The sequence below is a fragment of the Streptomyces turgidiscabies Car8 genome (genome assembly GCF_000331005.1).
Lineage (GTDB): Bacteria > Actinomycetota > Actinomycetes > Streptomycetales > Streptomycetaceae > Streptomyces > Streptomyces turgidiscabies.
Window position 1 is genome coordinate 16,326 of record NZ_AEJB01000332.1, and the last position, 24,137, is coordinate 40,462.

19 protein-coding genes are annotated in these 24,137 nt (G+C 71.7%); 5 read left to right on the plus strand and 14 right to left on the minus strand.

Going from position 1 to position 24,137, the window contains the following annotated elements; translation table 11 throughout:
* Positions 1 to 138: 138 nt before the first annotated feature.
* The 3 genes from STRTUCAR8_RS22370 to STRTUCAR8_RS22380 all read right to left on the minus strand — a co-directional run bounded on the left by STRTUCAR8_RS22370 (position 139) and on the right by STRTUCAR8_RS22380 (position 4,829).
* Complete coding sequence (locus STRTUCAR8_RS22370) at positions 139 to 2,235, minus strand: tetratricopeptide repeat protein (RefSeq protein ID WP_006378190.1); 2,097 nt, start codon at positions 2,233 to 2,235, stop codon at positions 139 to 141.
* 171 nt (positions 2,236 to 2,406) lie between these two features.
* Positions 2,407 to 3,036, minus strand: coding sequence for an NUDIX domain-containing protein (locus STRTUCAR8_RS22375; RefSeq protein ID WP_006378195.1), 630 nt, complete (start codon positions 3,034 to 3,036; stop codon positions 2,407 to 2,409).
* 125 nt (positions 3,037 to 3,161) lie between these two features.
* Complete coding sequence (locus STRTUCAR8_RS22380) at positions 3,162 to 4,829, minus strand: CTP synthase (protein ID WP_044472669.1); 1,668 nt, start codon at positions 4,827 to 4,829, stop codon at positions 3,162 to 3,164.
* Positions 4,830 to 5,361: 532 nt separating this feature from the next.
* On the opposite strand from STRTUCAR8_RS22380, the gene STRTUCAR8_RS22385 reads away from it, so the two are divergent.
* From STRTUCAR8_RS22385 to STRTUCAR8_RS22395, 3 genes are all read left to right on the plus strand, one after another.
* Complete coding sequence (locus STRTUCAR8_RS22385; protein ID WP_006378187.1) at positions 5,362 to 7,164, plus strand: glycoside hydrolase family 15 protein; 1,803 nt, start codon at positions 5,362 to 5,364, stop codon at positions 7,162 to 7,164.
* Positions 7,165 to 7,314: 150 nt separating this feature from the next.
* Positions 7,315 to 8,697, plus strand: coding sequence for an FAD-binding oxidoreductase (locus STRTUCAR8_RS22390; RefSeq protein ID WP_006378200.1), 1,383 nt, complete (start codon positions 7,315 to 7,317; stop codon positions 8,695 to 8,697).
* Positions 8,698 to 8,763: 66 nt separating this feature from the next.
* On the plus strand, positions 8,764 to 10,407 hold the full coding sequence (locus tag STRTUCAR8_RS22395) for a PucR family transcriptional regulator (RefSeq protein ID WP_006378181.1): 1,644 nt from the start codon (positions 8,764 to 8,766) through the stop codon (positions 10,405 to 10,407).
* A 22-nt stretch (positions 10,408 to 10,429) separates the two neighbouring features.
* Here the strand turns inward: STRTUCAR8_RS22395 and STRTUCAR8_RS22400 are convergent, their stop codons facing one another.
* From STRTUCAR8_RS22400 to STRTUCAR8_RS22420, 5 genes are all read right to left on the minus strand, one after another.
* The gene (locus STRTUCAR8_RS22400; protein WP_006378189.1) at positions 10,430 to 11,557 is read right to left on the minus strand and encodes a glycosyltransferase family 4 protein; all 1,128 of its coding nucleotides are present in this window, start codon (positions 11,555 to 11,557) and stop codon (positions 10,430 to 10,432) included.
* 229 nt (positions 11,558 to 11,786) lie between these two features.
* Positions 11,787 to 13,529: a DNA repair protein RecN gene (gene recN / locus STRTUCAR8_RS22405; protein ID WP_006378183.1), complete on the minus strand. Its 1,743-nt coding sequence runs from the start codon at positions 13,527 to 13,529 to the stop codon at positions 11,787 to 11,789.
* A 184-nt stretch (positions 13,530 to 13,713) separates the two neighbouring features.
* The gene (locus tag STRTUCAR8_RS22410) at positions 13,714 to 14,619 is read right to left on the minus strand and encodes an NAD kinase (RefSeq protein ID WP_006378188.1); all 906 of its coding nucleotides are present in this window, start codon (positions 14,617 to 14,619) and stop codon (positions 13,714 to 13,716) included.
* Complete coding sequence (locus STRTUCAR8_RS22415; RefSeq protein WP_006378179.1) at positions 14,616 to 15,431, minus strand: TlyA family RNA methyltransferase; 816 nt, start codon at positions 15,429 to 15,431, stop codon at positions 14,616 to 14,618. The genes STRTUCAR8_RS22410 and STRTUCAR8_RS22415 overlap by 4 nt, the downstream gene beginning before the upstream one ends.
* A 7-nt stretch (positions 15,432 to 15,438) precedes the next feature.
* The gene (locus STRTUCAR8_RS22420; protein WP_044472670.1) at positions 15,439 to 15,759 is read right to left on the minus strand and encodes a hypothetical protein; all 321 of its coding nucleotides are present in this window, start codon (positions 15,757 to 15,759) and stop codon (positions 15,439 to 15,441) included.
* A gap of 42 nt (positions 15,760 to 15,801) precedes the next feature.
* Between STRTUCAR8_RS22420 and STRTUCAR8_RS22425 the strand changes: the two genes are divergently transcribed.
* Complete coding sequence (locus tag STRTUCAR8_RS22425; RefSeq protein ID WP_006378173.1) at positions 15,802 to 16,149, plus strand: SCP2 sterol-binding domain-containing protein; 348 nt, start codon at positions 15,802 to 15,804, stop codon at positions 16,147 to 16,149.
* Here STRTUCAR8_RS22425 and STRTUCAR8_RS22430 read toward each other — a convergent pair.
* The 4 genes from STRTUCAR8_RS22430 to STRTUCAR8_RS22445 all read right to left on the minus strand — a co-directional run bounded on the left by STRTUCAR8_RS22430 (position 16,133) and on the right by STRTUCAR8_RS22445 (position 20,226).
* Positions 16,133 to 17,017 (minus strand): ABC transporter ATP-binding protein, encoded by an 885-nt coding sequence (locus STRTUCAR8_RS22430; RefSeq protein ID WP_044472671.1) that lies wholly within the window; start codon positions 17,015 to 17,017, stop codon positions 16,133 to 16,135. The genes STRTUCAR8_RS22425 and STRTUCAR8_RS22430 overlap by 17 nt on opposite strands.
* Positions 17,014 to 18,087, minus strand: coding sequence for a FecCD family ABC transporter permease (locus STRTUCAR8_RS22435; protein WP_006378206.1), 1,074 nt, complete (start codon positions 18,085 to 18,087; stop codon positions 17,014 to 17,016). Before STRTUCAR8_RS22435 ends, STRTUCAR8_RS22430 begins: the two co-directional genes overlap by 4 nt.
* Complete coding sequence (locus STRTUCAR8_RS22440; protein WP_006378205.1) at positions 18,084 to 19,127, minus strand: FecCD family ABC transporter permease; 1,044 nt, start codon at positions 19,125 to 19,127, stop codon at positions 18,084 to 18,086. Before STRTUCAR8_RS22440 ends, STRTUCAR8_RS22435 begins: the two co-directional genes overlap by 4 nt.
* 70 nt (positions 19,128 to 19,197) lie before the next feature.
* Positions 19,198 to 20,226 carry an HAD hydrolase-like protein gene (locus tag STRTUCAR8_RS22445; RefSeq protein ID WP_006378207.1) on the minus strand — a complete coding sequence of 343 codons (1,029 nt, stop codon included), beginning with the start codon at positions 20,224 to 20,226 and terminating at the stop codon, positions 19,198 to 19,200.
* 73 nt (positions 20,227 to 20,299) lie between these two features.
* On the opposite strand from STRTUCAR8_RS22445, the gene STRTUCAR8_RS22450 reads away from it, so the two are divergent.
* Positions 20,300 to 21,604: a DUF1015 domain-containing protein gene (locus STRTUCAR8_RS22450; protein ID WP_044472672.1), complete on the plus strand. Its 1,305-nt coding sequence runs from the start codon at positions 20,300 to 20,302 to the stop codon at positions 21,602 to 21,604.
* Between the two features lie 57 nt (positions 21,605 to 21,661).
* Here STRTUCAR8_RS22450 and STRTUCAR8_RS22455 read toward each other — a convergent pair whose 3' ends face one another.
* Both STRTUCAR8_RS22455 and STRTUCAR8_RS55695 read right to left on the minus strand, forming a co-directional pair.
* Positions 21,662 to 22,483 (minus strand): tetratricopeptide repeat protein, encoded by an 822-nt coding sequence (locus tag STRTUCAR8_RS22455; RefSeq protein WP_086025793.1) that lies wholly within the window; start codon positions 22,481 to 22,483, stop codon positions 21,662 to 21,664.
* A complete protein-coding gene (locus STRTUCAR8_RS55695) occupies positions 22,483 to 23,988 on the minus strand; it encodes a hypothetical protein (protein WP_158697420.1) in 1,506 nt (501 codons plus the stop codon). The genes STRTUCAR8_RS22455 and STRTUCAR8_RS55695 overlap by 1 nt, the downstream gene beginning before the upstream one ends.
* Between the last annotated feature and the right edge of the window lie 149 nt (positions 23,989 to 24,137).

The following is a 24,137-nucleotide window of genomic DNA, read 5'->3' on the forward strand; positions in this document are numbered from 1 at the left end:
TCACGGTCCTTGGCTCAGAGGGTGCGGGGGCATAGCAATACATACCCGGACGTGCGGGGGCACACCAGGAGACCGCAGGAGAAGGCGCGGTGGAGCCAGTCTAATGAAGGTGTTCTCGGTGTCTAGCCTTTCAATGCATCAATCTTCGACTGATGCGCTACGGATTTCGTAGGTGTTAGCGCCGTGTTCCAGGTCAGGTTCGCCTTCGGGGAGCTCAGGGCCGCCCTCCTGAGGGTCCGGCTCGTCGCCCAGCAGCCGCTCGGCGGCGCTCCGGTGCAGCCCCGCCGCCACCGGATCCCCGAGGTGCTCGAGCGTGTCGGCCAGCCGCAGCTGAAGCGCTCCCTGCAGCCGTACGTCGTCGGCGCGGCGCGCCCACTCCACCGCCTCCTGGCAGGTGCGCAGCGACTCGTCGGGCCGCCCCGCGTACTCCTGGACCCGCGCCAGCTCGCTCAACGCCCGTGCGTGCGCGCCCACATCACCGTTCTTGCGGTGACCGGCCACCGCGGCACGCCAGTTGCGCAGCGCCTCTCCGTAGCGGCCCGCGTAGGTGTGCGCGGCGGCGATACGGCCGTACAGCCGGGCGGCGTCCTCGCGCTCGTCGCGCGCCAGCCGCTGGGCGAGCGCACGCCCGTACCAGTCGGCGGCGCGGTCGTAGTCCCCGAGCTCCTGGTGCGCGCCCCCTACGGATTCCATCGCGCGGCCGGTCGCGTACGGGTCGTTCGCCTCGCGTCCGGCGTCCAGCGCGGCCCGGTAGCGGGTCAGCGCGTCGTTCGTACGGCCGGTCTGCGCGTCCAGGTCGGCGAGGTTCAGCAGGGCGGCGGCCCGCTCACGGGGCAGTTCGCGGCGCTCGGCGATGTCGAGGACGAGACGGTGGACGCCGTACAGGTCGGGCGCGGCGGCCTGGGTGCCCACGTGCGCGACCATCGCCTTGACCAGGGCGGACATCAGGCGTCTGGCCAGGGTGTCCAGTTCCCCGTCGGCCACGGCGAGGCGGGCCGCGGCGAGCAGGGCGGGCCTGCGGATGGTGAGCCAGTCCGCCGCCGCCCTCGGGTTCGGGAAGCGCAGCGCACTGGGCATGCCGAGGAGCTTCTCGCGGGCCAGTGGGCTGTCGGTCTCGGTGATCGCCCGGCAGGACACCAGCAGCCGTACCGTCCGCTCCAGCATCCGGGCCCGGGCCAGCTGGAGCTCGGCCGGGCGGTCCTGGGACACCGCGAGAGGGCGCAGGAGGGGCATCAGGCAGCCGGGGACCTCGTACTGCGGCAGCGGCGAGTCCACGGCCGTCAGAAGGCTCAGGGCGACGAAGTCGTCCAGGGTGGCGCGCGCGCCGCCGACCGAGCAGCCGGCCAATGCGGAGGCCGTCTGCGGGTCGACCAGGCCGCCGGGGGCGAGGGCGAGCAGTCGCAGTATCCGGGCGGCCGGGGTGGGCAGCGAGGCGTACACGAGGCGGAACACGCGGCTGAGGGCGGTGCCCTCGTCGCCCTCGGCGTGCAGCTGTTTGGCGAGGTCGGAGACGGCCGCCTTGGGCCGGGCCTCCAGCCAGCCGCCGGCCAGCATCAGTGCGGCGGGCTGTCCCTGGCACACCTCGGCGAGGGCTTCGGCGGAGCGCGGGTCCACGGTGACGCGCACCGACCCGGTGAAGCGTTCGAGCAGTTCGACGGCGGACTTGGTGTCGAGGCCGCCCAGGGTGCACGGCCGGACGTCGGAGATCCCGGTCAGTGGGCCCCCGGAGACGGCGACGGCCAGACAGTCCGGGTTGTCCGGCAGGAGCGCGTCGACCTGCTCGGCGTCGGCCGCGTCGTCGAGCAGGAGCAGCATCCGGCGGTCGGCGAGCGCGTCGCGCAGGGCCTCGGACAGCTCGTCCTCGTCGGCGCCGGGCGGGGTGGGCAGCTCCAGGGCGGTGAGCAGCTCGCGGGCGGTGCGTTCGGTCGGCACGCGCGTGCCGTCGGGCTCGGTGAGCCGGGCGCGCAGCACCCCGTCCGGGTAACTGTCCGCGACCTGGCGGACCAGCTCCCCGGCGAGCGCGCTGCGGCCCGATCCGGGCTTGCCGGCGATGAGGAGCACGCGCGCGCGGGGAGCCTTCCGGCCCGCGAGAGTGTCGAGTCCGGCGCGCTCGATGTCGGCGCGCAGTTCCTTCAACTCTCTTGTCCGGCCGAGGAACTGACTGTCCGTAGGAACGGGCGGCCGATCGTTTCCGGACAGCTTCGTGCCGTCTGTGTCCACCGCCTGATCCGTCACGGGCCACACTCCCGTCCACCTGCACGCGCAAGCCCGCCGGGACTCCGGTTCGGGCGTTTCCAGAGCCTAGTTCACGCTCTGCGACGATCTGTGCGGAGCACGGCGGGCAGGTCGCTCGATCGGATCAGCCGATGGTCACACCGGGCGCGGCAGACGGCCCGTACGGGCGTCTCAGGCGTCGAAGGGCCTGGCCGGCCACGGTGCCTCGGCCGGGCGCAGTGCGTCGAGTCCGTCGCCCTTCTCGGCCGCCACCAGCGAAAGGACGCCCACGACCAGACAGTTGCTGTGCACCTCGCCGGCGAGGACACCCCGGACGAGTTCCTCGACGGGCACGCGCGCGTACTCCATGTCGGCCTCCTCGTCCTCGACCTCGAAGCGCTCCCCCTCGGCCTCGGACAGATTCCGGGCCAGGAAGATCCGTACGGCCTCGTCGCAGCCGCCCGCCGTGGGGTAGACGTCGGTCAGCACCCGCCAGTCCTCGGCCTTGACGTGCGCCTCCTCGTACAGCTCGCGCTGGGCGGCGTGCAGCGGGTTCTCGCCAGGTACGTCGAGCAGGCCGGCCGGGATCTCCCACATCCGCTGCCGGACGGGGTGGCGGTACTGACGGATCAGCAGGACCCTGCCTTCCGCGTCGAGGGCGAGGACACCCACGGAACCGGGGTGGACCTGGTAGTCGCGGCCCACGACCGAGCCGTCGGGCATGACCACCTCGTCGGTGCGCACGGAGGTCTTGTTGCCCACGAAGGGGGTCTCCGTCGCCCGGATCTCCCACTCCTCCGGAGTGTCCTTGATGGTGGTCATGTCGACTTGTCCTCCCGCATCCCGCGTCCCGCCCCGTACACAAGAAACCGGCCTGGAAGCCGGCACAGAAAACCGGGGCACGCACCCCCAAAGGCGCGCACCCCGGTCACCGTACAGCCCTGGCTCTACTTGCCCGTCTTGCGTCGGACAGCGGCCTTGACGAGGCCGGCGAAGAGCGGGTGGGGGCGGGTGGGGCGGGAACGCAGCTCCGGGTGGGCCTGGGTGGCCACCAGGTAGGGGTGGACCTCGCGCGGGTACTCGACGTACTCCACCAGCTTGCCGTCCGGGGAGGTGCCGGAGAACTGCAGACCGGTCTGCTTCTCCAGTTCGGCGCGGTAGCTGTTGTTGACCTCGTAGCGGTGGCGGTGGCGCTCCTCGACGTACTCCTTGCCGTCGTACACCTCGCGCACGATGGAGCCCTCGGCGAGCTTGGCCGGATACATGCCCAGGCGCATCGTTCCGCCCATGTCGCCGTCGCCCGCGACGATGTCGAGCTGCTCGGCCATGGTCGAGATGACCGGGTGGGCGGTGGCGGCGTCGAACTCGGTGGAGTTGGCGTCCTCGATGCCGGCCAGGTTGCGGGCCGCCTCGATGACGATGCACTGCAGGCCCAGGCACAGCCCCAGCAGCGGGATCTTGTGCTCACGGGCGTACTGGATCGCGCCGACCTTGCCGGACACACCCCGGTCGCCGAAGCCGCCCGGGATGCAGATCGCGTCCACGTCCTCCAGCTGCTTCCTGGCGCCCGCCGGGGTCTTGCAGTCGTCCGAGGTGACCCACTTGATCTTCACGCGCGCGTGGTTCGCGAACCCGCCCGCGCGGAGGGCCTCGGTGACCGAGAGATAGGCGTCGGGCAGGTCGATGTACTTGCCGACCAGCGCCAGGTTGATCTCGTGGGCGGGGTTGTGGACGCGGTCCAGGAGGTCGTCCCAGGTCGTCCAGTCCACGTCCCGGAAGGGCAGGTCCAGCTTGCGGACGACATAGGCGTCCAGGCCCTCGCGGTGCACGGTCTTGGGGATGTCGTAGATCGAGCGGGCGTCCGGACAGGCGACGACCGCGGCCTCGTCGACGTCGCACATCAGGGAGATCTTGCGCTTGATCGCGGTGGGGACCTCTCGGTCGCAGCGCAGCACGATCGCGTCCGGCTGGATACCGATGTTCCGCAGGGCGGCCACGCTGTGCTGCGTCGGCTTGGTCTTCAGCTCGCCGGAGGGGCCGATGTAGGGCAGCAGCGAGATGTGCACGACGAACACGTTGTCGCGGCCGACCTCGTGGCGGACCTGGCGCACGGTCTCCAGGAAGGGCAGCGACTCGATGTCGCCGACCGTGCCACCGACCTCGGTGATGACGACGTCGACCTCGTCGGTGGCCATCCGGCGGATGCGGTGCTTGATCTCGTTGGTGATGTGCGGGATGACCTGGACGGTGTCGCCCAGGTACTCGCCGCGCCGTTCCTTCGCGATCACCGTCGAGTAGATCTGGCCGGTGGTGACGTTGGCCGAGCCGTCGAGGTCGCGGTCGAGGAAGCGCTCGTAGTGGCCGATGTCCAGGTCGGTCTCGGCGCCGTCGTGAGTGACGAACACCTCGCCGTGCTGGAAGGGGTTCATCGTGCCGGGGTCGACGTTCAGGTAGGGGTCGAGCTTCTGCATCACGACACGCAGGCCACGCGCCTTGAGGAGCATGCCGAGGCTGGAGGCCGTCAGACCCTTGCCGAGCGAGGAGGCGACACCCCCGGTGACGAAGATGTGCTTGGTCGTCGTGGCTGTGCTGTTTCGGAAAGCAGCGGGTGTCATGGCCAAGGCGGGGCTCCCGTGGTCGCGGTCTGGGGTGCGGTACGGCCGCCCGGCCCGGAGCTTTCCGGGTTTTCAGGGGAGGATCCGTCGCTGCGGTTCGGGGGTTTCGTGCCCACCGGTCCACGGGCTACCAGGGTATCAGCGACCCGGGGAGATGGCTTCCGACCACGCTCCGCGCACACGTGGGCACGCATCCCGTACACGAGTCACCATCACCCTGTCCGGCGCTCACCCGAAACAGTGCCCGCTCACCAGAGCTTCACTCTTTCAGCGGACCCTGGTTCTCCGGAGCGGCACGCGGACCGTCTGAGTGCGTCGTATGCTCCTCGGACACTCGCTGCCGAGCCCTTCCGACAACACGGCACCACCCCCGCCCGTGACACCGGAACACCGAGCGCTCGTCAGTCCGTTGAGCAAAGATTGGTGTTTGCTTCACCGCTCAACGATGCTGGACAACGAACCCTTGACCGCAAGATCGAGACCCCCGTTTTTTCCTTCTGGGGGCGACGTGGCCGTTCGACTGGAGTTGCACGTGGCCGGGCTCATCGAAGACTACGCACTCATCGGGGACATGCAGACTGCCGCGCTGGTCTGCCGGGACGGCACAGTCGACTGGCTGTGCCTGCCCCGCTTCGACTCCCATGCCGTCTTCGCGGGACTGCTCGGCACCGAGGAGCACGGCTTCTGGCGCCTCGGTCCCGCGCACGCGGCGGACGCGAAACCCCCCGTGGCGGCCCGTCGCCGCTACCGGGGCGACTCGCTGATCCTCGAATCCGAGTGGGACACCCCACGCGGCACGGTCAGAGTGACCGATTTCATGCCCCCTCGCGACGGCGCCCCGCAGCTGATCCGCATCGTGGAGGGCGTCAGCGGCCGGGTGCCGATGCGTTCGGCCCTGCGTATGCGGTTCTCGTACGGCCGTGTCGTGCCCTGGGTGCACAAGCACGAGGGGCGGACGGTCGCCGTCGCGGGCCCCGACTCGGTGTGGTTCGACACCACCGCCGAGACCTACGGCAAGTCCCTGACGACGTACGCCGACTTCACGGTGGCGCCGGGCGACCGCATCGCGTTCACGATCTCCTGGGAGCCCTCGCACAAGCAGCCGCCCGCGCTGCCCGAGCCGGAGCAGTCCCTCGACGCCACCGAGGAGTTCTGGCGCGAGTGGGTCGAGCAGTGCACGTACCACGGCCCCTACCGGGAGGCCGTCGTCCGCTCGCTCATCACGCTGAAGGCGCTGACGTACGCACCGACCGGCGGCATCGTCGCCGCGCCCACCACCTCCCTCCCGGAGGACATCGGCGGCGTACGCAACTGGGACTACCGCTACACCTGGCTGCGCGACGCGGCCATCACGCTCTCCTCCCTGCTGCGCACCGGCTATCGCGACGAGGCCCGCGCCTGGCGCGAGTGGCTGCTGCGCGCGGTGGCCGGCGACCCGGAGAACCTGCAGATCATGTACGGGATCGCGGGCGAACGGGAGCTGGGCGAGGCCGAGTTGGACTGGCTGCCCGGCTACGAGAACTCGGGCCCCGTCCGGGTCGGCAACGGCGCGGCCCACCAGCTCCAGCTGGATGTGTACGGCGAGGTCACCGAGGCCCTGCACCTGGCCCACATGACGGGTCTGGCCCGCAACGACTACGCCTCCCTGCTCCAGCTGAAGCTGATCCGCTACCTGGAGCAGCACTGGGACGAGCCCGACGAGGGCATCTGGGAGGTGCGCGGTCCGCGCCGCCACTTCGTGCACTCCAAGGTCATGGCCTGGGTCGCGGTGGACCGCACGATCAAGCTCATCGAGTCCGGCGACGCGGACGGCCCGCTGGAGCAGTGGCGCGAACTGCGCGACGACATCCACCGGGACGTGTGTGAGAAGGGTTACGACAAGGAGCGCAACACCTTCACACAGTCGTACGGCTCGAAGGAGCTGGACGCCTCCCTGCTGCTGATCCCGCAGATGGGCTTCCTGCCGCCCGACGACAAGCGCGTCATCGGCACCATCGAGGCGATCCAGCGCGAGCTGTCCACCTCGGACGGCTTCATCCTGCGCTACCCGACATCGGGCGGCGAGGAGAACCTCGACGGCCTCCCCGGCGACGAGGGCGCGTTCCTGGCCTGCTCGTTCTGGATGGCGGACGACCTGGCGATGATCGGCCGGGTCGACGAGGCCCGGAAGCTCTTCGAGAAGCTCCTCGACCTCCGCAACGACCTGGGCCTGCTGGCCGAGGAGTGGGACCCGCGCCTCAAGCGCCAGGTGGGCAACTTCCCGCAGGCCTTCAGCCATGTCCCGCTGATCGACACGGCCCTGCGCCTGACGGCCTCGGGGGCGTACGGCGGCTGAGCACCCCGAAGGGGCGCGGGGCTGTGACATCTGCGGCTCCGCCACGTGGGCGCGACCAGCCACGACGGCGCCGCGCCTCAAAGCGGCGCCCTCAAAGCGGGGCGCCTACCCTGGAAGCACACAAATGCCCCTTATCGGAAGGGGGCCGCCATGGCACCCCCCTCAAAGGCGGGCGCAGCCCTCTCCGCGCTCCGCGAAGACCTCACCGGCGACGTACTCGCCCCGGGCGACCCCGGATACGACGACGCCAGCACCGTCTTCAACGCCATGATCGACAGACGCCCCGCGGCGATCGCGCAGTGCGCGGACGAGGCCGACGTCACCCGCTCCGTCCGTTTCGCCCGCGATCTGGACCTCCCCATAGCCGTCCGCGGCGGCGGCCACAGCGTGGCGGGCATGGGCGTGAACGACGCGGGTCTGGTGATCGACCTGCGCCGGATGCACGACGTGACCGTCTACCGTGCGGCGCAGTCGGTACGGGTCCAGGGCGGGGCGCTGATGAGCCACCTGGACCGGGCGACCCAGCCGTACGGGCTGTCGACCACCGGCGGCCGGGTCTCCACGACCGGGGTCGCCGGCTTCGTGCTCGGCGGCGGCAGCGGCTGGCTCGACCGGCCCCAGGGCCTCGCCGTCGACAACCTCCTCGGCGTCGACCTGGTCACCGCCGACGGCACCCCGGTCCACGCGAGCGCCGAGCAGAACCCGGAGCTGTTCTGGGCCCTGCACGGCGGCGGCGGAAACTTCGGCGTCGCCACCTCGCTCACCCTGCGGCTGCACGAGCTGCCCGCGTTCTCCATCGCGCTGCTGCTCTACCTCCCCGAGTTCGGGCCCGAGGTCACCCGTACCTACCGCGACATGATCGAGGCCGGCCCGGTCGAGGCGAGCGGCGGGGTCATCCATCTCACCGCCCCGCCCGAGGAGTTCGTCCCGCCGCATCTGGTCGGACATCTGCTGTGCGGGGCACTGCTGACGTACGCGGGTACCGAGGAGGACATGCGCAAGCTCGCCGAGCCGCTGCTGGCGCTGCCGCACGAGGTGGAGATCGTCACCGCGATCCCGTACGCCGACTTCCAGTGCATGCTCGACGACCCGCCCGGGATGCGGAACTACTGGTCGGCCGAGTACCTGACGGGCGCGCCCGACGAGCTGGTGGACGTCTTCTGTGCTCTCGGGGACGCCGTTCCCGTGCCCACCGGAACCCAGAGCGCGCTGTTCCCGCTCGGCGGCGCCATCGCCGACGGCCCGCCGGAGTACCCCGTCCCCTACCGGGACGCCCGATGGGCCGTCCACCCCTTCGGCTGCTGGGAGGACCCCGCGGACGACGAGCGCTGTATCCAGTGGGTCCACGACGTCCGGACCCGCGTCCGGCCCTGGAGCACCGGCGCGGTCTACCTCAACTTCATCGGGGACGAGGGCGCGGAGCGCGTGATCGCGGGCCTGGGCGCCGAGAACACGCGCAGGCTGGCGTCGGTGAAACGCGAGTACGACCCGGACAACGTGTTCCGCTTCAACCACAACATCGTTCCGGCGTAGCCGAGCCGCGCGTACCGCTGATGCGCGGATCGTCAGTGCTACGCAGGTGCGGGTAGCGTCCGCTGCATGGACAGCCGTACGGACAGCCGTTTGGAGACCCGGGGCGCCGGCATCACCGTGCGGCGGGCGCTCGACCTGCCCGGGCTGCGCAGCGGGCTGCCGGAGGTCCTGGCGGGCGCCGACCGGCTCGGGCGGACCGTGCGGTGGGTGCACGCGGGCGAGGTCCCGCACATCGCCTCGCTGCTCAAGGGCGGCGAACTGCTCCTGACGACCGGGTACGGGCTCGGCACGCGTCCGGCCGAGCAGCGCGCGTTCGTCCGTACCCTCGCCGAGCGGGGCATCGCGGCGCTCGTCGTGGAGCTGGGCCCGCGCTTCACCCGGCTGCCCGCGGCCCTCGTGGAGACGGCCCGAGCGACCGGCCTCCCCCTGGTGCAGCTGCACCGCGAGGTGGCGTTCGTGGCCGTCACCGAGGAGATCCACACCGAGATCGTCAACGGCCACTACGCGCTTCTCCAGCGGGCCGAGGAGGTCCACCGGCGCTGCACGGAGGCCCTGCTCGGCGGCGGCGGTGTCCCGCAGGTCCTGGGCATCCTGGCGGACTTCAGCGGCAACCCGGTGTTCCTGGAGACGGCCGACGGCCAGCTCCTGTACGCCGCCGGAGCCGGCCCCGAGGGCGCCGACCCGCTCCAGGTGTGGGAGGGCCTGCGCGCCCAGCACAAGGACTCGCCGCCGCCCGCCGGTTCCGCGCTCGTCGACGTCCCCGGGGGCGGCCCCGGCACCGGGTCGGTCCGCGCACGTCTGGTCCTGCTCCCCGTCCTCGAACCGCTTGCCCCCGTGCACCGTATGGCCGCTGAACGGGCCGCGGGCATCCTGGCCGTCGTCCTGATGCAGGCCCGCCAGGAGGAGGAGCTGGCGGCGCGTGGCCGCGGCGACTTCCTCACCGACCTCGCCGAGGGCCGTGTCGACGCGGAGGCCGCGCCCGCGCAGGCCCGCGTTCTCGGCTTCAGGCCGGGCGCCGGGCCGTTGCTGCCGATGGTGATGCGGCTCGGCGACACACTGACCCCGGGCGGGGGCTGGGCGGTGCTGGCCCGCGCGGTCACCGAGGAGCTGGCGTCGGTGGGTGTGCCGGTACTGCTGGGCGTACGGCCCGTTGAGGGCCGGGTGCCGCTGCTGGTGAGCCTGCGCGCGGAGTCGGAGCGCCCGGCGGTCGCCGACCGGGTGGCGACGGCACTGCGGGCGGGTGTGGAACGCGCCGGGATGCAACGCCCGGGCGCCCAGCCGCCGGTCGTCGTGGTCGGGGTCGCCGGCGACTGGGCGGCGGCCTCGGCGGGGCTGCGCCACGCGGCGGAGACGGCGACGGCGGCCCAGGGTCTGCCGGACCTCCCGTGGTACGACGCCCGCCGACTGGACATCGACCTGTTGCTGTGGCGGCTGCGCGACCACCCGGACCTGGCGGCCTTCGTGGAGCGGGCGATCGGTCCGCTGCGCACCCACGACCACCGCTCCAAGCCGCCGTTGCTGCCCACCCTGGAGACCTATCTGGCCCATGCGGGCCGCAAGGCGGAGACGGCCCGCGAACTCCACCTCAACCGCCAGACCCTCTACAACCGCCTCGCCCGGATCGGGGAGTTGCTGGGCACCGACCTGGACGACCCGCAGACCGTACTGGCGTTGAGCCTGGCGCTACGGGCCCGCAGACACCTGCCCTGACCCCCGGCGAGCTCCCGATCCCTCAAGGCAGCGGCCGGGGCTGGGTGAACTCGTCGTAGACACTGAGCACTTGGGCGACGGTCTCGTCCTCGGTGGGCCAGGTGGCGATCTGCCGGACACCCCGCTCCCGGAGAATTTCCCGGCGCTCCGGATCACCGAGAAGCCGTACGACAGCCCGGCCGAGCGCCACCGCGTCGCCGTAGGGGACGAGTTCGGCCGCCTCCCCGACCAGTTCCGGAACGCCTCCCACGGCGGTCGCGATCAGCGGCACGCGCGCGTGGAGGGCCTCCTGGGCGAGGACGGAGCGCGACTCCCAACGGCTGGGCAGCAGGGCGAGGTCGGCGGCGGACAGCAGTTCGCTCACGTCGTCGCGCCGCCCGATGAGCCGGACCGGCAGCCCCTCGTTCTCGATGCGGCCCTGCAACTCGGCCCGCAGCGGCCCCTCCCCCGCGATCACGAGGAGCGGCGCCGGATCGAGACCACGCCACGCGTGTACGGCGTCCAGCAGGACGTCGTACCCCCGGTGCCGGTCGAGGGAGCCGACGGACACGAGCAACGGGCGGGCCGTGGCACCGAGTTCGGCCCGTGTCTTGCACCGGTCGGACTCGTCCCGCCCGGCCCCGCGCGGGGCGGACAGCGCCACGGCGGACAGCCGGACATCCCGGGCACCCCGCCGCCGGGCCCGGTCCACGAGGTCGGAGGAGGTTCCCAGGACGACGGCGGCGGCCTTCACGACCCGCCGCTCCAGCACCCTCAGCAGTTGGGCGCGCGGCCCCTCCGCGTACGCCCGGTTGTGCCAGGTGACGACGAGTGGGGTGCGGCGCCCGCTGAGCGCGAGGGCGGCCCGGAAGGAGGCGTGCAGCCCGTGCGCGTGCACCAGGTCGGCGTTCGAACAGGCCGCGCGCAGCGCCGCCACCGAGCCGGGGTCGCTGCTGCGCGGGATGGGCATGTGTTCGGCGCCGGCGCCCGTGAAGTCGTAGGCGCTGTCGGCGTCGGAGGGGGCGCACACGATGACCCGCACGCCCCTCGCGACGAGCCCCGCGGCCAGCGAGCGCACGTGCGCGCTGCTGGCGGCGTTGCCGCCGCCGAGCACCTGCACGGTGCGCAGCGGCGACTGACCGTGCGGTGAGTGGCTGCTCGCGAGGCTCACGTGGCCGGGGGCTCCTGGTTCGGCGTCGGGCGGTCACGAAGAAAGGACACGGAGAAACGTACAGAAGGTTTGAGCGGAAGGGGTGTACCGCGCTGCTTCCTCCGGGTACGGGGGTATTCCGTACCCCTTCAAGGATGCCAGTACGTACGGGTGTTCCGGACCACGGAGGGGTGGGGCGGGTCACTCGCTCGGGTGAGAGAGACCCCACTAAACGCCAGCTGTTCGAACGTCAGCCGTCCGCCCGGGCCGCCGCCAGCAGTTCCTCCGCATGCGCCCGCGCCGTCTCCGAGTCCTCCTGCCCGGCCAGCATCCGGGACAGCTCCCGTACCCGCTCCTCGCCCTCCAGGACCTTCACGCCCGACCGGGTCACCGAGCCGTCGCTGGTCTTCTCCACCAGCAGCTGCCGGTCGGCGAACGCGGCGACCTGCGGCAGGTGCGTCACGACGACGACCTGGGCGCTCTTCGCGAGCTTGGCAAGGCGGCGGCCGATCTCCACGGCCGCCTTGCCGCCCACCCCGGCGTCCACCTCGTCGAACAGATAGGTGGGGACGGGATCGGTCCCCGCGAACACGACCTCCACGGCGAGCATCACGCGCGAGAGCTCACCCCCGGACGCCCCCTTGGCGATGGGCCGGGCGGGCGCCCCGGGGTGCGGGGCGAGGAGCAGCTCGACCTCGTCGGCGCCGGACGGCCCGTAGGCGACCGTGCGTCCGTCGACCTCGACGCCCTCGGGGTCCTCGGTCTGCCGGATGTCGAACGACACGCGCGCGTGGGGCATGGCCAGCGAGGCCAGCTCGGCGGTCACGGCGGCGGCGAACCGTGCTGCCGCCTCCGTCCGCGCGTCCGTCAACGACTGTGCCATCCCGCCCAGTTCGCCGCGCAACGCGTCCCGCTCGGCGGTCAGCTCGCCGATCCGCTCGTCGTCGCCGTCGAGTTCCAGCAGCCGCGCGGAGCCGTCCTCGGCCCACGCCAGCACACCGGCGACATCGGAGCCGTACTTCCGCGTGAGCGCGGTGAGCGCGGCCCGCCGTTCCTCGACGGCCGCCAGTCGCAGCGGATCGGCGTCCAGGTCGTCGGCGTACCCCGCCAGCTCCCCGGCGACGTCCCCGAGGAGGATGCCGACCTCGCCGATCCGGTCGGCGAGCGCGGCCAGGGCCGAGTCGTGCGACCGTACGGCCTCCAGGGCCCGGTGGGCACCCGCGACGAGCGTGGCGGCGTCGATGCCCTCGGGGTCCTCGGGGTTGCCGGCGAGGGCGGCGTGGGCGACGGTCGCGGCCGAGGCCAGCGCCTCCGCGTGCCCGAGCCGCTCCGCCTCCTCGGCGAGCTCGGCGTCCTCCCCGGCCCGCGGGTCCACGGCGGCGATCTCGTCGAGCCCGTACCGCAGCATGTCGGCTTCCTGGGCCCGCTCACGCGCGCGGGTGGTGATCTCGTCCAGCTCGCCCGCGACGGCCCGCAGCCGCCGGTAGGCCTCCCCGTACTTGGTGAGGGGCGCGGCGACCGCGTCCCCCGCGTACCGGTCGAGCGCCGCCCGCTGCCGGGACAGCTTGAGCAGCCCCTGCTGGTCGGTCTGCCCGTGTACGGCCACCAGCTCGTCGGCCAGCTCGGCCAGCACCCCCACAGGCACCGAACGCCCGCCCAGATGCGCCCGGGAGCGCCCCTCGGCGGAAACGGTACGGCTGATGAGCAGCGCCCCGTCGTCCAGCTCGGCACCGGCCTCCTCGGCCCGTACGACGGCCGCCCCGCCCGGAGGCACGGTGATCCGCCCCTCCACGACGGCGTTCCTGGCCCCGATCCGCACCAACGCCGCGTCAGCCCGCCCACCGAGCAACAGCCCCAGGCTGGTCACGACCATGGTCTTACCCGCACCGGTCTCACCGGTCACGGCGGTAAAGCCGGGCGACAACTCGACGACCGCGTCGTCGATCACGCCGAGCGACCGTATCCGCATCTCCTCCAACACGAACACGACCATACGAGGTCAGCCACTCAATGTGCGACGCCCCCCACCTCGAATGAGAGAACCCGCAGGTAACGAATGGAGATCGGCGTCGCCTTGTCACTCGGGCGAGTGGCCTGACGCAGGGGCGCGGGGAACTGCGCGACAAGCCACGGTGGACCGCACACGCGCACAGACCCCCGCCACCCCCTACAGAGCGCTAGTGAGGCGCCCCCCGCCACCCGGAAACCGGCAACGCGAACTTGGCGACAAGCCGATCGGTGAACGACGCATGATGCAGCCGGGCCAACCGAACCGGCACAGCCCCCCGCCGAACCTCCACCCGCGCCCCGGGCGGCAACTCGACAGTCCGCCGCCCGTCACACCAAAGAACACCCGGCGGAATATGAGGCAGAACCTCCACAGCGAGCACGGAATCCGGCGACGTCACCAACGGCTTCGCGAACAGCGCGTGCGCACTGATCGGCACCATCAGCAGCGCCTCCACCTCCGGCCACACCACCGGCCCACCCGCGGAGAAGGCATAGGCGGTCGACCCGGTGGGCGTCGACAGGCAGATGCCGTCACACCCGAACCCGGTCACCGGCCGCCCGTCGATCTCCAGGACGACCTCGAGCAGCTTCTCCGCTGACACCTTCTGCACGGCCGCCTCGTTCAGCGCCCAGTCGGTGTGCACGATGTTGCCGTTCTGGCTAACGACGACGTCGATGGTCATGCGTTCCTCGACCTCGTACGCCTTCGTCACCACCCGGTCGACAACCTTGTCGAGGTCGTCGCGCTCGGCCTCGGCGAGGAAGCCGACGCTACCGAGGTTGACGCCGAGCATCGGCACCCCGGAGGCCCGGGCGAACTCGGCTCCACGCAGCAGCGTGCCGTCGCCGCCCAGCACGATGAGCAGCTCGCAGCCGTCGAGACACTGGGCCGTGGCCTCCTCGATCAGCTCCACCTCGGGCGGCAACGGCAGGTCGGCCGCCTCGGCCGCGAGCACCCGCACCCCGAGTCCGGAGCGCACCAGCCCCTGGACGACGAGTTCGGCGCTTCTGATCGCGGCCGGCCGCCCGGTGTGGGCGAGCAGGAAAACAGTACGATCTCGGGTCTGAGTCAACGAGGCCCCTCCGCCACTGCACGGTCGACATCGGCCGGGTTGAGTTCAGGTGCGCCGGCCCGCAGCCACAGAAAGTACTCGACGTTCCCCGACGGCCCGGGCAGCGGGCTGGCGGTCACGCCCTGCACCCCGAGCCCCAACTGCCCTGCGCGGGTGGCGACTCCGCGTACCGCCTCGGCACGCAGTTCGGGACTGCGTACGACTCCTCCACTGCCCAGCCGTTCCTTCCCCACTTCGAACTGTGGTTTGACCATCATCACCAGGTCGGCATCGGGTGCCGCGCACCGCGCAAGGGCGGGCAGCACGAGACCGAGCGGGATGAAGGACAGATCCCCCACGACAAGATCCACTGGTTCCCCATCGATCGCTTCGAGCGTCAACTCGCGTACGTTCGTACGGTCCTTGACGGTGACGCGTTCATCGCTCCGGAGAGACCACGCGAGTTGTCCGTACCCCACGTCGACGGCGACGACGTGGGCGGCACCGGCGCGCAGGAGTACGTCGGTGAATCCGCCGGTGGACGCGCCGGCGTCCAGCGCCCGCCGTCCGTCGACCTTCAGCCCCTGCGGGACGAAGACCTCCAGGGCGCCGGCCAGCTTGTGGCCGCCACGGGAGACGTACTCGGGATCGTTGTCGTCGGTCACGACGACGATCGCGGCGGCGGTCTCCACCTGGGTGGCGGGCTTCGTCGCGACGGTCTTGCCGACGGTGACCCGCCCGGCGGCGATCAGCTGGCTCGCGTGCTCGCGCGAGCGGGCGAGCTTCCGCCGCACCAGCTCGGCGTCAAGGCGGCGGCGTGCCACTCCTGCCACGTTCGGTTCAGCTCCTATTGCCGTACGTCGATGGGGGCGCCGGAGGTCCCGGGCGGGCGTCGAGCGCGGTGAGCGTGTCGCGCAGCCCCCGGTGTACATCCTCGTACACCTCGACATGACCGTCAGTGGCGAGGTGGTCGGCGTCACCGAGCCGGTCGAGCAGGGCGTCGACGTCGGCTTCGCCCGTGGGGGTGCGGGGGACGTCCAGCGGGGCCGGCGCGGCGGGGTCCGCCTCGGGTTCGACGGCCGTTTCCGCGGCCACGCCGGGAGCCGGATCCGGAACGGGAAGCTCCGCCGGGCCCGCGGCCGGGGGCACTGAGTCGTTCATGCCCCGACGCTACCCCGAACGGCTGAGGTACCGTCGTTCGCGATGGCCACGAAAGAGGAGTGCCGCAGCGCACTCGACAAGCTCTCGGACAACATGGCGGGCGCGAGCGGGGACGTACGCGAGGCGGCGTCCCTGGACCGCTCGCTGAGCTGCCACATCACCGACCTGGACGTCACCTTCGCAGGGCGCCTTCGGGGCGGCCGTATCGAGGTCCGGGACACCCTCCAGGGTCCGCCCCGGGAGAAGGCCGAGATCCGGCTCAGCATGACCGGCGACGACCTGCTGGCGATGGTCGCCGGGGAGCTGAACTTCGCGAAGGCGTGGGGTTCGGGCCGGGTGAAACTGGAGGCGGGCCTGCGGGACCTGTTCCGCCTCAGGAAACTTCTGTAGCCACCCTCGTACGGGCCTTGCGCGCGGCCGGCACCACCAACGGCGTCCCCGTCTCCGGATCGTCGATGACCTGGCAGCGCAGCCCGAACACCTCTTCGACCAGCCCGGCGGTGACGATGTCGCCCGGCGCGCCCTCGGCGATGACGGAGCCCTCGCGCAGTGCGATCAGGTGCGTGGCGTAGCGGGCCGCGTGATTGAGGTCGTGCAGTACGGCGACCAGGGTCCGGCCCTGTTCCTCGTGCAGCTCGGCGCAGAGGTCGAGGACGTCGATCTGGTGCTGGATGTCGAGATAGGTCGTCGGCTCGTCGAGCAGCAGCAGCGGTGTCTGCTGGGCGAGCGCCATCGCGATCCACACCCGCTGCCGCTGGCCACCGGAGAGTTCGTCGACATATCGATCGGCGAGTTCGGCGACGCCGGTCGACTCCATGGACTCCCGGACGATCCGCTCGTCGTCGTGTGACCACTGACGCAGGATGCCCTGGTGCGGGTAGCGGCCCCGGCCCACCAGGTCGGCGACGGTGATCCCGTCGGGCGCGACCGACGACTGGGGCAGCAGTCCGAGGGCCCGTGCGACCTTCTTCGCGGGCATCGACTGGATGACCTGCCCGTCGAGCAGCACCCGGCCCTCGCTCGGCTTCAGCATCCGCGACAGGGCGCGCAGCAACGTGGACTTGCCGCAGGCGTTCGGGCCGACGATGACGGTGAAGGAGTTGTCGGGGATCTCCACCGACAGCTGCTCGGCGATCACCCGCCGGTCGTAGGCGAGGGTGACGCTCTCGGCGGACAGGCGGTTCACGGTGTGGGTGCCTTTCTCGACGTTCTTGTTCACTTGACCGCTCCCGGTCGGCTCGTTCGCCGGCCGGCTCATATCCGGCCCGCCTTCCGCTCGGTGACCAGCAGCCACAGCAGGTACACCCCGCCGAGCACTCCGGTCACCACGCCCACGGGCAGCTGGTCGGCACCGAAGAGCCGCTGCGAGGCCCAGTCGGCCACGATCAGCAGGGTCGCGCCCATGCACATGGACGCCACCAGGTTCGGGCCGGGTGAGCGGGTCAGCCGCCGGGCGAGCTGCGGCGCGGTCAGCGCCACGAAGCCCACGGGCCCGGCGGCGGCCGTGGCAGCCGCGGTGAGCAGCACGGCGGCAAGCATCAGCACCAGCCGTACGCGTTCGACGCGCACCCCGAGGGCGTACGACACGTCGTCGCCCATCTCCGTCATCCGCAGCCCGCGCGCGTTCGCGAGCACCACGGGTACGAGGACCGCGCACAGCCACAGCAGCGGCCAGACCTGGTCCCAGCCACGCCCGTTGAGGGAACCGGTCATCCACACGACCGCACGGGCCGCGTCGACGAGGTCGGCCTTGGTGATCAGGTAACCGTTGACCGCCGTGACGACCGCCGAGACCCCGATTCCGACGAGCACCAGCCGGTACCCGTGCACGCCCTGCTTCCAGGCCAGCAGATAGATGGCGAGCCCGGTCACCAGCCCGCCCACGAGCGCCCCGGCGGTGACCTGGGCAGCGCTCCCGGAGAACAGCACGATCACGACCAGCGCACCGGCTGTCGAGCCCTGACTGAGACCGAGTACGTCCGGACTGCCCAGCGGATTGCGGGAGATGGCCTGGAACAGGGCACCGCCCAGCCCGAGCGAGGCTCCGACCAGCAGCCCGACCAGCACCCGGGGCAGCCGCAGCTGGTTGACGATGAACTCCTGGCCCGCGTTCCCGTCGCCGAACAGCGTCCTGAGGACGTCACCGGCCGGGATCGGGAAGTCACCGGTACCGATCAGCACCACGCTCCCGGTGAGCGCGGTCAGCAGCAGCGCCAAGACGACGACCAGCGCACGCACATCGAGGCGGAGGGAGAGGCCCCCCGGCGTCCGTACGAAACGTCCCGCGCGGGCGCCTCCCCGGCCGGGCCGGACAAGGTTGCTCTTCACAGCTGCGCCGTCCTCCGCCGTCGTACGAGAAAGATGAAGACCGGTCCGCCGATGACCGCGGTGACGATGCCGACCTGGAGCTCGGCGGGCCGGGCGACCATCCGCCCGATGACATCGGCGCCGAGCAGCAGCACCGGCGACAGGACGGTCGCGTACGGCAGGATCCAGCGCAGGTCGGGGCCGGTGAAGGACCGGACGACGTGCGGGACCATCAGCCCGACGAACACGATCGGACCGCAGGCGGCGGTCGCGGCCCCGCACAGCACGGTCGCGGCCGCCATGGACAGCGCGCGGGTGCGGTTCAGGTTCGCGCCGAGGGCGCGGGCGGTGTCGTCGCCCATCGCCACGGCGTTGAGCGGCCGGGCGAGCAGCAGCGCGAGGACCGTGCCGACCACGATGAACGGCAGGACCTGCGTGATGGTGTCGTCGGTGGCCGAGGCCAGCGACCCGACCGTCCAGAAGCGCATCCTGTTGAGCGCGGCGTCGTCCGTGATCATCACGGCCTGGAGATAGCCGTAGAGCGCGGCGCTGATCGCGGTGCCCGCGAGAGCGAGCCGCACGGGCGTGGCACCCCGGCTGCCGCCCAGGAACCAGACCAACGCGCCGACGGCGGCGGCTCCGACGAAGGCGAACCAGACATAGCCCTTGAGTGAAGTGACGCCGAAGAAGGTGATGGCGGTGACGACGGCCGCCGAGGCGCCGGCGTTGATGCCGAGCAGCCCGGGATCGGCCAGCGGGTTGCGGGTCAGCGCCTGGAGAACGGCTCCGGACAACCCGAGCGCGGCGCCGGCCAGGAGGCCGAGAAGGGTGCGCGAGACCCGCTCCCCCACGACGACGTCGCCGTAGGTCCCCGAGTCCTGGAACAGGCCGTGCCAGACCTGCTCCACGGACAGCTCCTTCGCGCCGATCGCGATGCTCGCGAGGGCGACGAGAAGCAGGATCCCCAGACAGACGACGAGCCCAACGGCCCGTATCGCCCGGCGTTTCGGGGGCGCGGGGGCGGTCTCCGCGCGAGGTTCAGGAGGACTGTCGACAAACACAAGGTTAGGTTAGCCTACCCTCGCCTTCACCTCGTTGTCCGTCCTTAGGAGCGCCGCGAGCCCCCGCCCCTCACAACCCCAGCCGTGCCAGCGCCTTCTCCCCGTCCAACGCACATGTCCCGTCCCCCGCAGCCGTCCAGGCCGCCGCGCACAGCGCGCGAAGCCCGTCGAGCGCTTCCCCGTCCCCTGTCAGGTCCAGCTGCTTCTCCCCCGCGGTCGCCGTCCACCCGCCGCAGCGGAAACCGTCGCCCGCGTCCGTCACCTCGGGCTGCCCGGTCAGCAGCCCCCGCAGGTCGGCGTCGACATAGGTGGGCCGGTGCTGCGGCGGCGCGGCCAGCAGTTGCGCGCCGTCCGCCACGCCGGTCAGCACCAGCAGCGAGTCGACCTCCCCGTTGAACGCGCCCTCGATGTCCGTGTCCAGCCGGTCCCCGACGACCAGTGGACGCGTGGCCCCTGTCCGCAGCACGGTCTCCCTGTGCATCGGCGGCAACGGCTTGCCCGCCACCTGCGGTTCGGCCCCGGTCGCGATCCGTACGACCTCCACCGCGGCCCCGTTGCCCGGTGCGATGCCGCGTGCGCTCGGAATCGTCAGGTCGGTGTTGGACGCGAACCAGGGCACCCCGCGCGCGATGGCGTAGCACGCCTCCGCGAACCGCCCCCAGGGCAACTCGGGCCCGCCGTACCCCTGCACGACCGCCACCGGCTCGTCCTCGGCGGACTCGACGGGTTCGAGCCCCCGTTCGCGCAGCGCGACCCGGAGCCCCTCGCCGCCGATCACCAGCACACGCGCCCCCGCCGGCACCTGGTCGGCGATCAACCGGGCCACGGCCTGCGCCGAGGTGATGACGTCCGAGCCCTCCGTCGCTATGCCCAGCTCGGTGAGGTGCGCGGCCACCGCGTCCGGGGTGCGCAACGCGTTGTTGGTGACATAGGCGAGCCGCATCCCGCCGTCCCGCGCGACACCGAGCGACTCGACGGCGTGCACGATCGCGTTGCCCCCCGCGTACACCACCCCGTCGAGGTCGAGCAGCGCCGTGTCGTACGCCTCACCGAGGGTCCGCGCACTGCTTCCGGGCCGCGTCCTGACGGTCTGGCTCATTGTGCATCGCTCCTCGTTCGACCGGCTTTCCCCCGATCATCCCCCATGCCACTGACAGCCCTACGATGCACCAATGAACACTGCAGGTCCCGCGGACGTACCGGCTCGCATGGGCCTTCAACTGACCCCGTTCCGGGGCCTGCGCTACGACCCCGACCGGGTCGGCAGCCTGGCCGCCGTGACCTCACCGCCGTACGACGTCATCGTGCGCCCCGACGGCCTGATACACCTCGAATCGGCCGACCCGCACAACATCGTCCGGCTGATCCTCCCCCAGGCGGCGACCCCGTCCATCCGCAACGAGCAGGCGGCGGACACCCTGGACGACTGGCTCGCCGAGGGCATCCTCACCACCGACCCCGAACCCGCCCTGTACGTCTACGAGCAGCGCGACACGACAGGCCACCTCCAACGCGGGGTCATCGGCGCCCTGCGCCTGTCGGAGCCGTCGGAGGGCGTCGTCCTGCCGCACGAGGACGTCATGCCGCACGTCGTGGCGGACCGCGCGGCCCTGATGCGCGCCACCACCGCGAACCTCGAACCCCTCCTCCTCACCTACCGGAGCGACGACTCCGCCGACACGTCGCCCCACACCACGAGCGCGGTGGTCGAACGCGCGGTCGGCCGCCCCCCGCTGCTCTCGACGACCACGGAGGACGGTTTCGGCCATCGCCTGTGGGCGGTCACCGACCCCGCCGAACTGGCCGGTATCCAGGCGGATCTGGCACATCACCAGGCCCTCATCGCCGACGGCCACCACCGCTGGGCGACGTATCTGCGTCTACGCGCGGAGCATCCGTCTCCCAGCCCCTGGGACCACGGTCTGGTACTCCTCGTGAACACCGCCCGCTACCCCCTTCGGGTCCGCGCGATCCACCGTCTGCTGCACGGCCTCCCCGTCTCCGAGGCCCTGGCGGCCCTGGAGGGCCGCTTCCGGGTACGTCACCTGGCCACCCCACTCCCCGAGGCGCTCACCGCTCTCGCGGAGGCGGCCGGCGCGGGCAACGCCTTCCTCCTGGCCGGCGACGGCGCCTTCCACCTCGTGGACCGCCCGGACGAGGCCCTTCTGTCCCGTACCATCCCGGCCGGCCATCCGCAGGCCTGGCGCACCCTGGACGCGACGGTCCTGCACGCCACGCTCCTCGACCACGTCTGGCACATCCCCGAGGACTCCCCGGCGCACATCGCGTACATCCACGACACGGCGGCGACGGTGGAGAAGGCGGAGCAGGACGGCGCCACGGCCGTCCTGCTGCACCCGGTCCGCGAGGAGGTCGTACGCGACCTGGCCCGTCAGGGTGTCACGATGCCCCGCAAGTCGACGTCCTTCGGTCCCAAGCCGGCCTCCGGCCTGGTCCTTCGCAGCCTGGCGCACTGAAACGCGAAAGGGCGGGACCCCTGACCGGGATCCCGCCCTTCAACCGCCTAGGTCAGATCAACGCTTGTCGTCCTCGACGACGTCGTCCGAAGCCCCGTCGTCGCTGCCATCAATGTCGCCCATGTCGTCGGGGTCGTCGATGTCGTCGTCGGCCGAAGCCGCTTCCACAGCCCCGGTCGAGGCGGCGGACCCGGACTCGACGGACTCGACGGCCTTGGCGAGCTCGACCCCGTCCTCGGCCTCGTCCGTGTCCTCGCTCTCGTCGAAGGCGTCGACGAACTCCACACCGTCCAGCTCGGCAAGGCGATCCGAGGCGTCCGTGCTGCCGTCCTTGTCGGACTCGACGGCCTTGGCGAACCACTCGCGTGCCTCGTCCTCACGCCCGGCTGCCAACAGCGCGTCGGCGTACGCGTACCGCAGGCGCGCGGTCCACGGCTGTACGGAGCTGGAGGCCAGCTCGGGACTCTGCAGAGTCACGATGGCCGCGTCGAGCTGATCCATGTCACGCCGAGCGCCCGCCGCGACGAGCCGCATCTCGACCTGTCCGGCCTTGTCCAGCTTGTGCACCTCGGGCGCCCCGGCCATGTCGAGCGCCTTCTCGGGCCGCCCGAGCCCACGCTCGCAGTCGGCCATGACGGGCCACAGGTCGACGTTCCCCGTCATCCGCCGAGCCGCACGGAACTCGGCCAGCGCCTCGCTGTACTTCTGGTTCGCGTAGGCGGCGAACCCGGCCGCCTCTCGTACGGCAGCCACGCGCGAAGCCAGCCGCAGGGCCACCCGCGAGTACCCGTAAGCACCCTCGGGGTCCTCGTCGATGAGCCGGGCGACCATCACCAGGTTCTTGGAGACCTCTTCGGCCAGCCCCTTGGGCAGGCTCATCAGCTCCTGGCGTACGTCCTTGTCGATCTCGTCGCCCGTGACGTCCTCGGCGATCGGCAGCCGCTTGATCGGCTCCCGGTCCCGGTCACGCTCGTCACGGAACCCGCCGCCACGCCGGTCGTCGCCCCGGCTGTCGTCACGACCCCGATAGCCACCGCCGCCACCGGGCCGACCTCCACGGTCGTCCCGCCCACGGAAGCCACCGCCGGCGGGACGGCCGCCACGGTCGTCACTCCGGCCACGGAACCCACCACGATCATCGTCACGCCGCACGAAGCCGCCGCGGTCACCGCCACCACCACGGCTGTCGTCCCGACGGAAAGCGGGACGGTCCCCCCGGTCGTCATCACGCCGGAAGCCACCACGGTCACCGCGGTTGTCGTCCCGCCCCCGGAACCCGCCGCCTCCGGCGGAGCTGCCACCACGGTTGTCGTCACGACGGAAGCCACTGCCGCCTGCGGGGCGGCCACCCCGGTCATCCTGGCGGTCGTCACGACGGGCAAAACCACCACCGGCCGGACGACCACCACGGTCATCACTCCGCCCACGGAACCCACCACGATCGTCATCACGACGGAACCCGGAACGCTCTCCGTCCCGTCGATCGTCTCGTCGGTCGTCGCGACGGGGGGCTGCCGGCCGGTCGTCGCGCCCACGGAAGCCACCACTGGTGGGACGGCCACCGCGGTCGTCACTCCGGCCACGGAACCCACCACGATCATCGTCACGACGGAACCCGCCACCGGCGGGACGACCACCACGGTCATCCTGACGGTCGTCACGACGGGCGAACCCGCCGCCGGCCGGACGGCCACCACGGTCATCCTGGCGATCATCCCGCCCACGGAACCCACCGCCGACGGGACGGCCACCGCGGTCGTCACTCCGGCCACGGAACCCACCACGATCATCATCACGACGGAACCCGCCGCGGTCACCACGATCGTCGTCACGACGGAACCCGCCGCCGGCCGGACGGCCACCACGGTCATCCTGGCGATCATCCCGCCCACGGAAGCCACCGCCGGCGGGACGGCCGCCGCGGTCGTCGCTCCGGCCACGGAACCCACCACGATCATCGTCGCGCCGCACGAAGCCGCCGCGGTCACCGCCACCACCACGGCTGTCGTCCCGACGGAAAGCGGGACGGTCCCCCCGGTCGTCGCGACGAGGCCCTGCCGGACGGTCGGAGCGCTCCGGACGGTCCGAACGGTTGTCACGCTGGAAAGCGGGACGAGCCCCGCGATCTCCGTCACGCCGGTCGTCGCGGCGCGGAGCACCGCCACGCTCACCACGGTTGTCGCCACGGTTGTCGTCGCGGCGGAAGCCTCCGCCGGCGGGCCGGTCACCCCGGTCGTCACGTCGGGGTGCCGCCGGTCGGTCCTCACGGCGACCATAGGCACCCGCGGGTCGGCCACCTCGGTCGGAACCGCCACGGTTGTCGTCGCGGCGATCGTTGTCGCGGCGCGGCGCCCCTCGGTACCCGCCACGGTCGCCGCGGTCACCACTGTCCCGGCGGCGCTGGTCGCGCTCCGGGCGCTCGTCGGGAGAGTTGGTGGACATGATGGGTGACTCCTGTCTTCGGTACCGCAAGTCATTCTCGCGCAGCCGACTAGCCGGCGCGCTCCGGGCGGTGTGCTTGCCAAAAAACAAA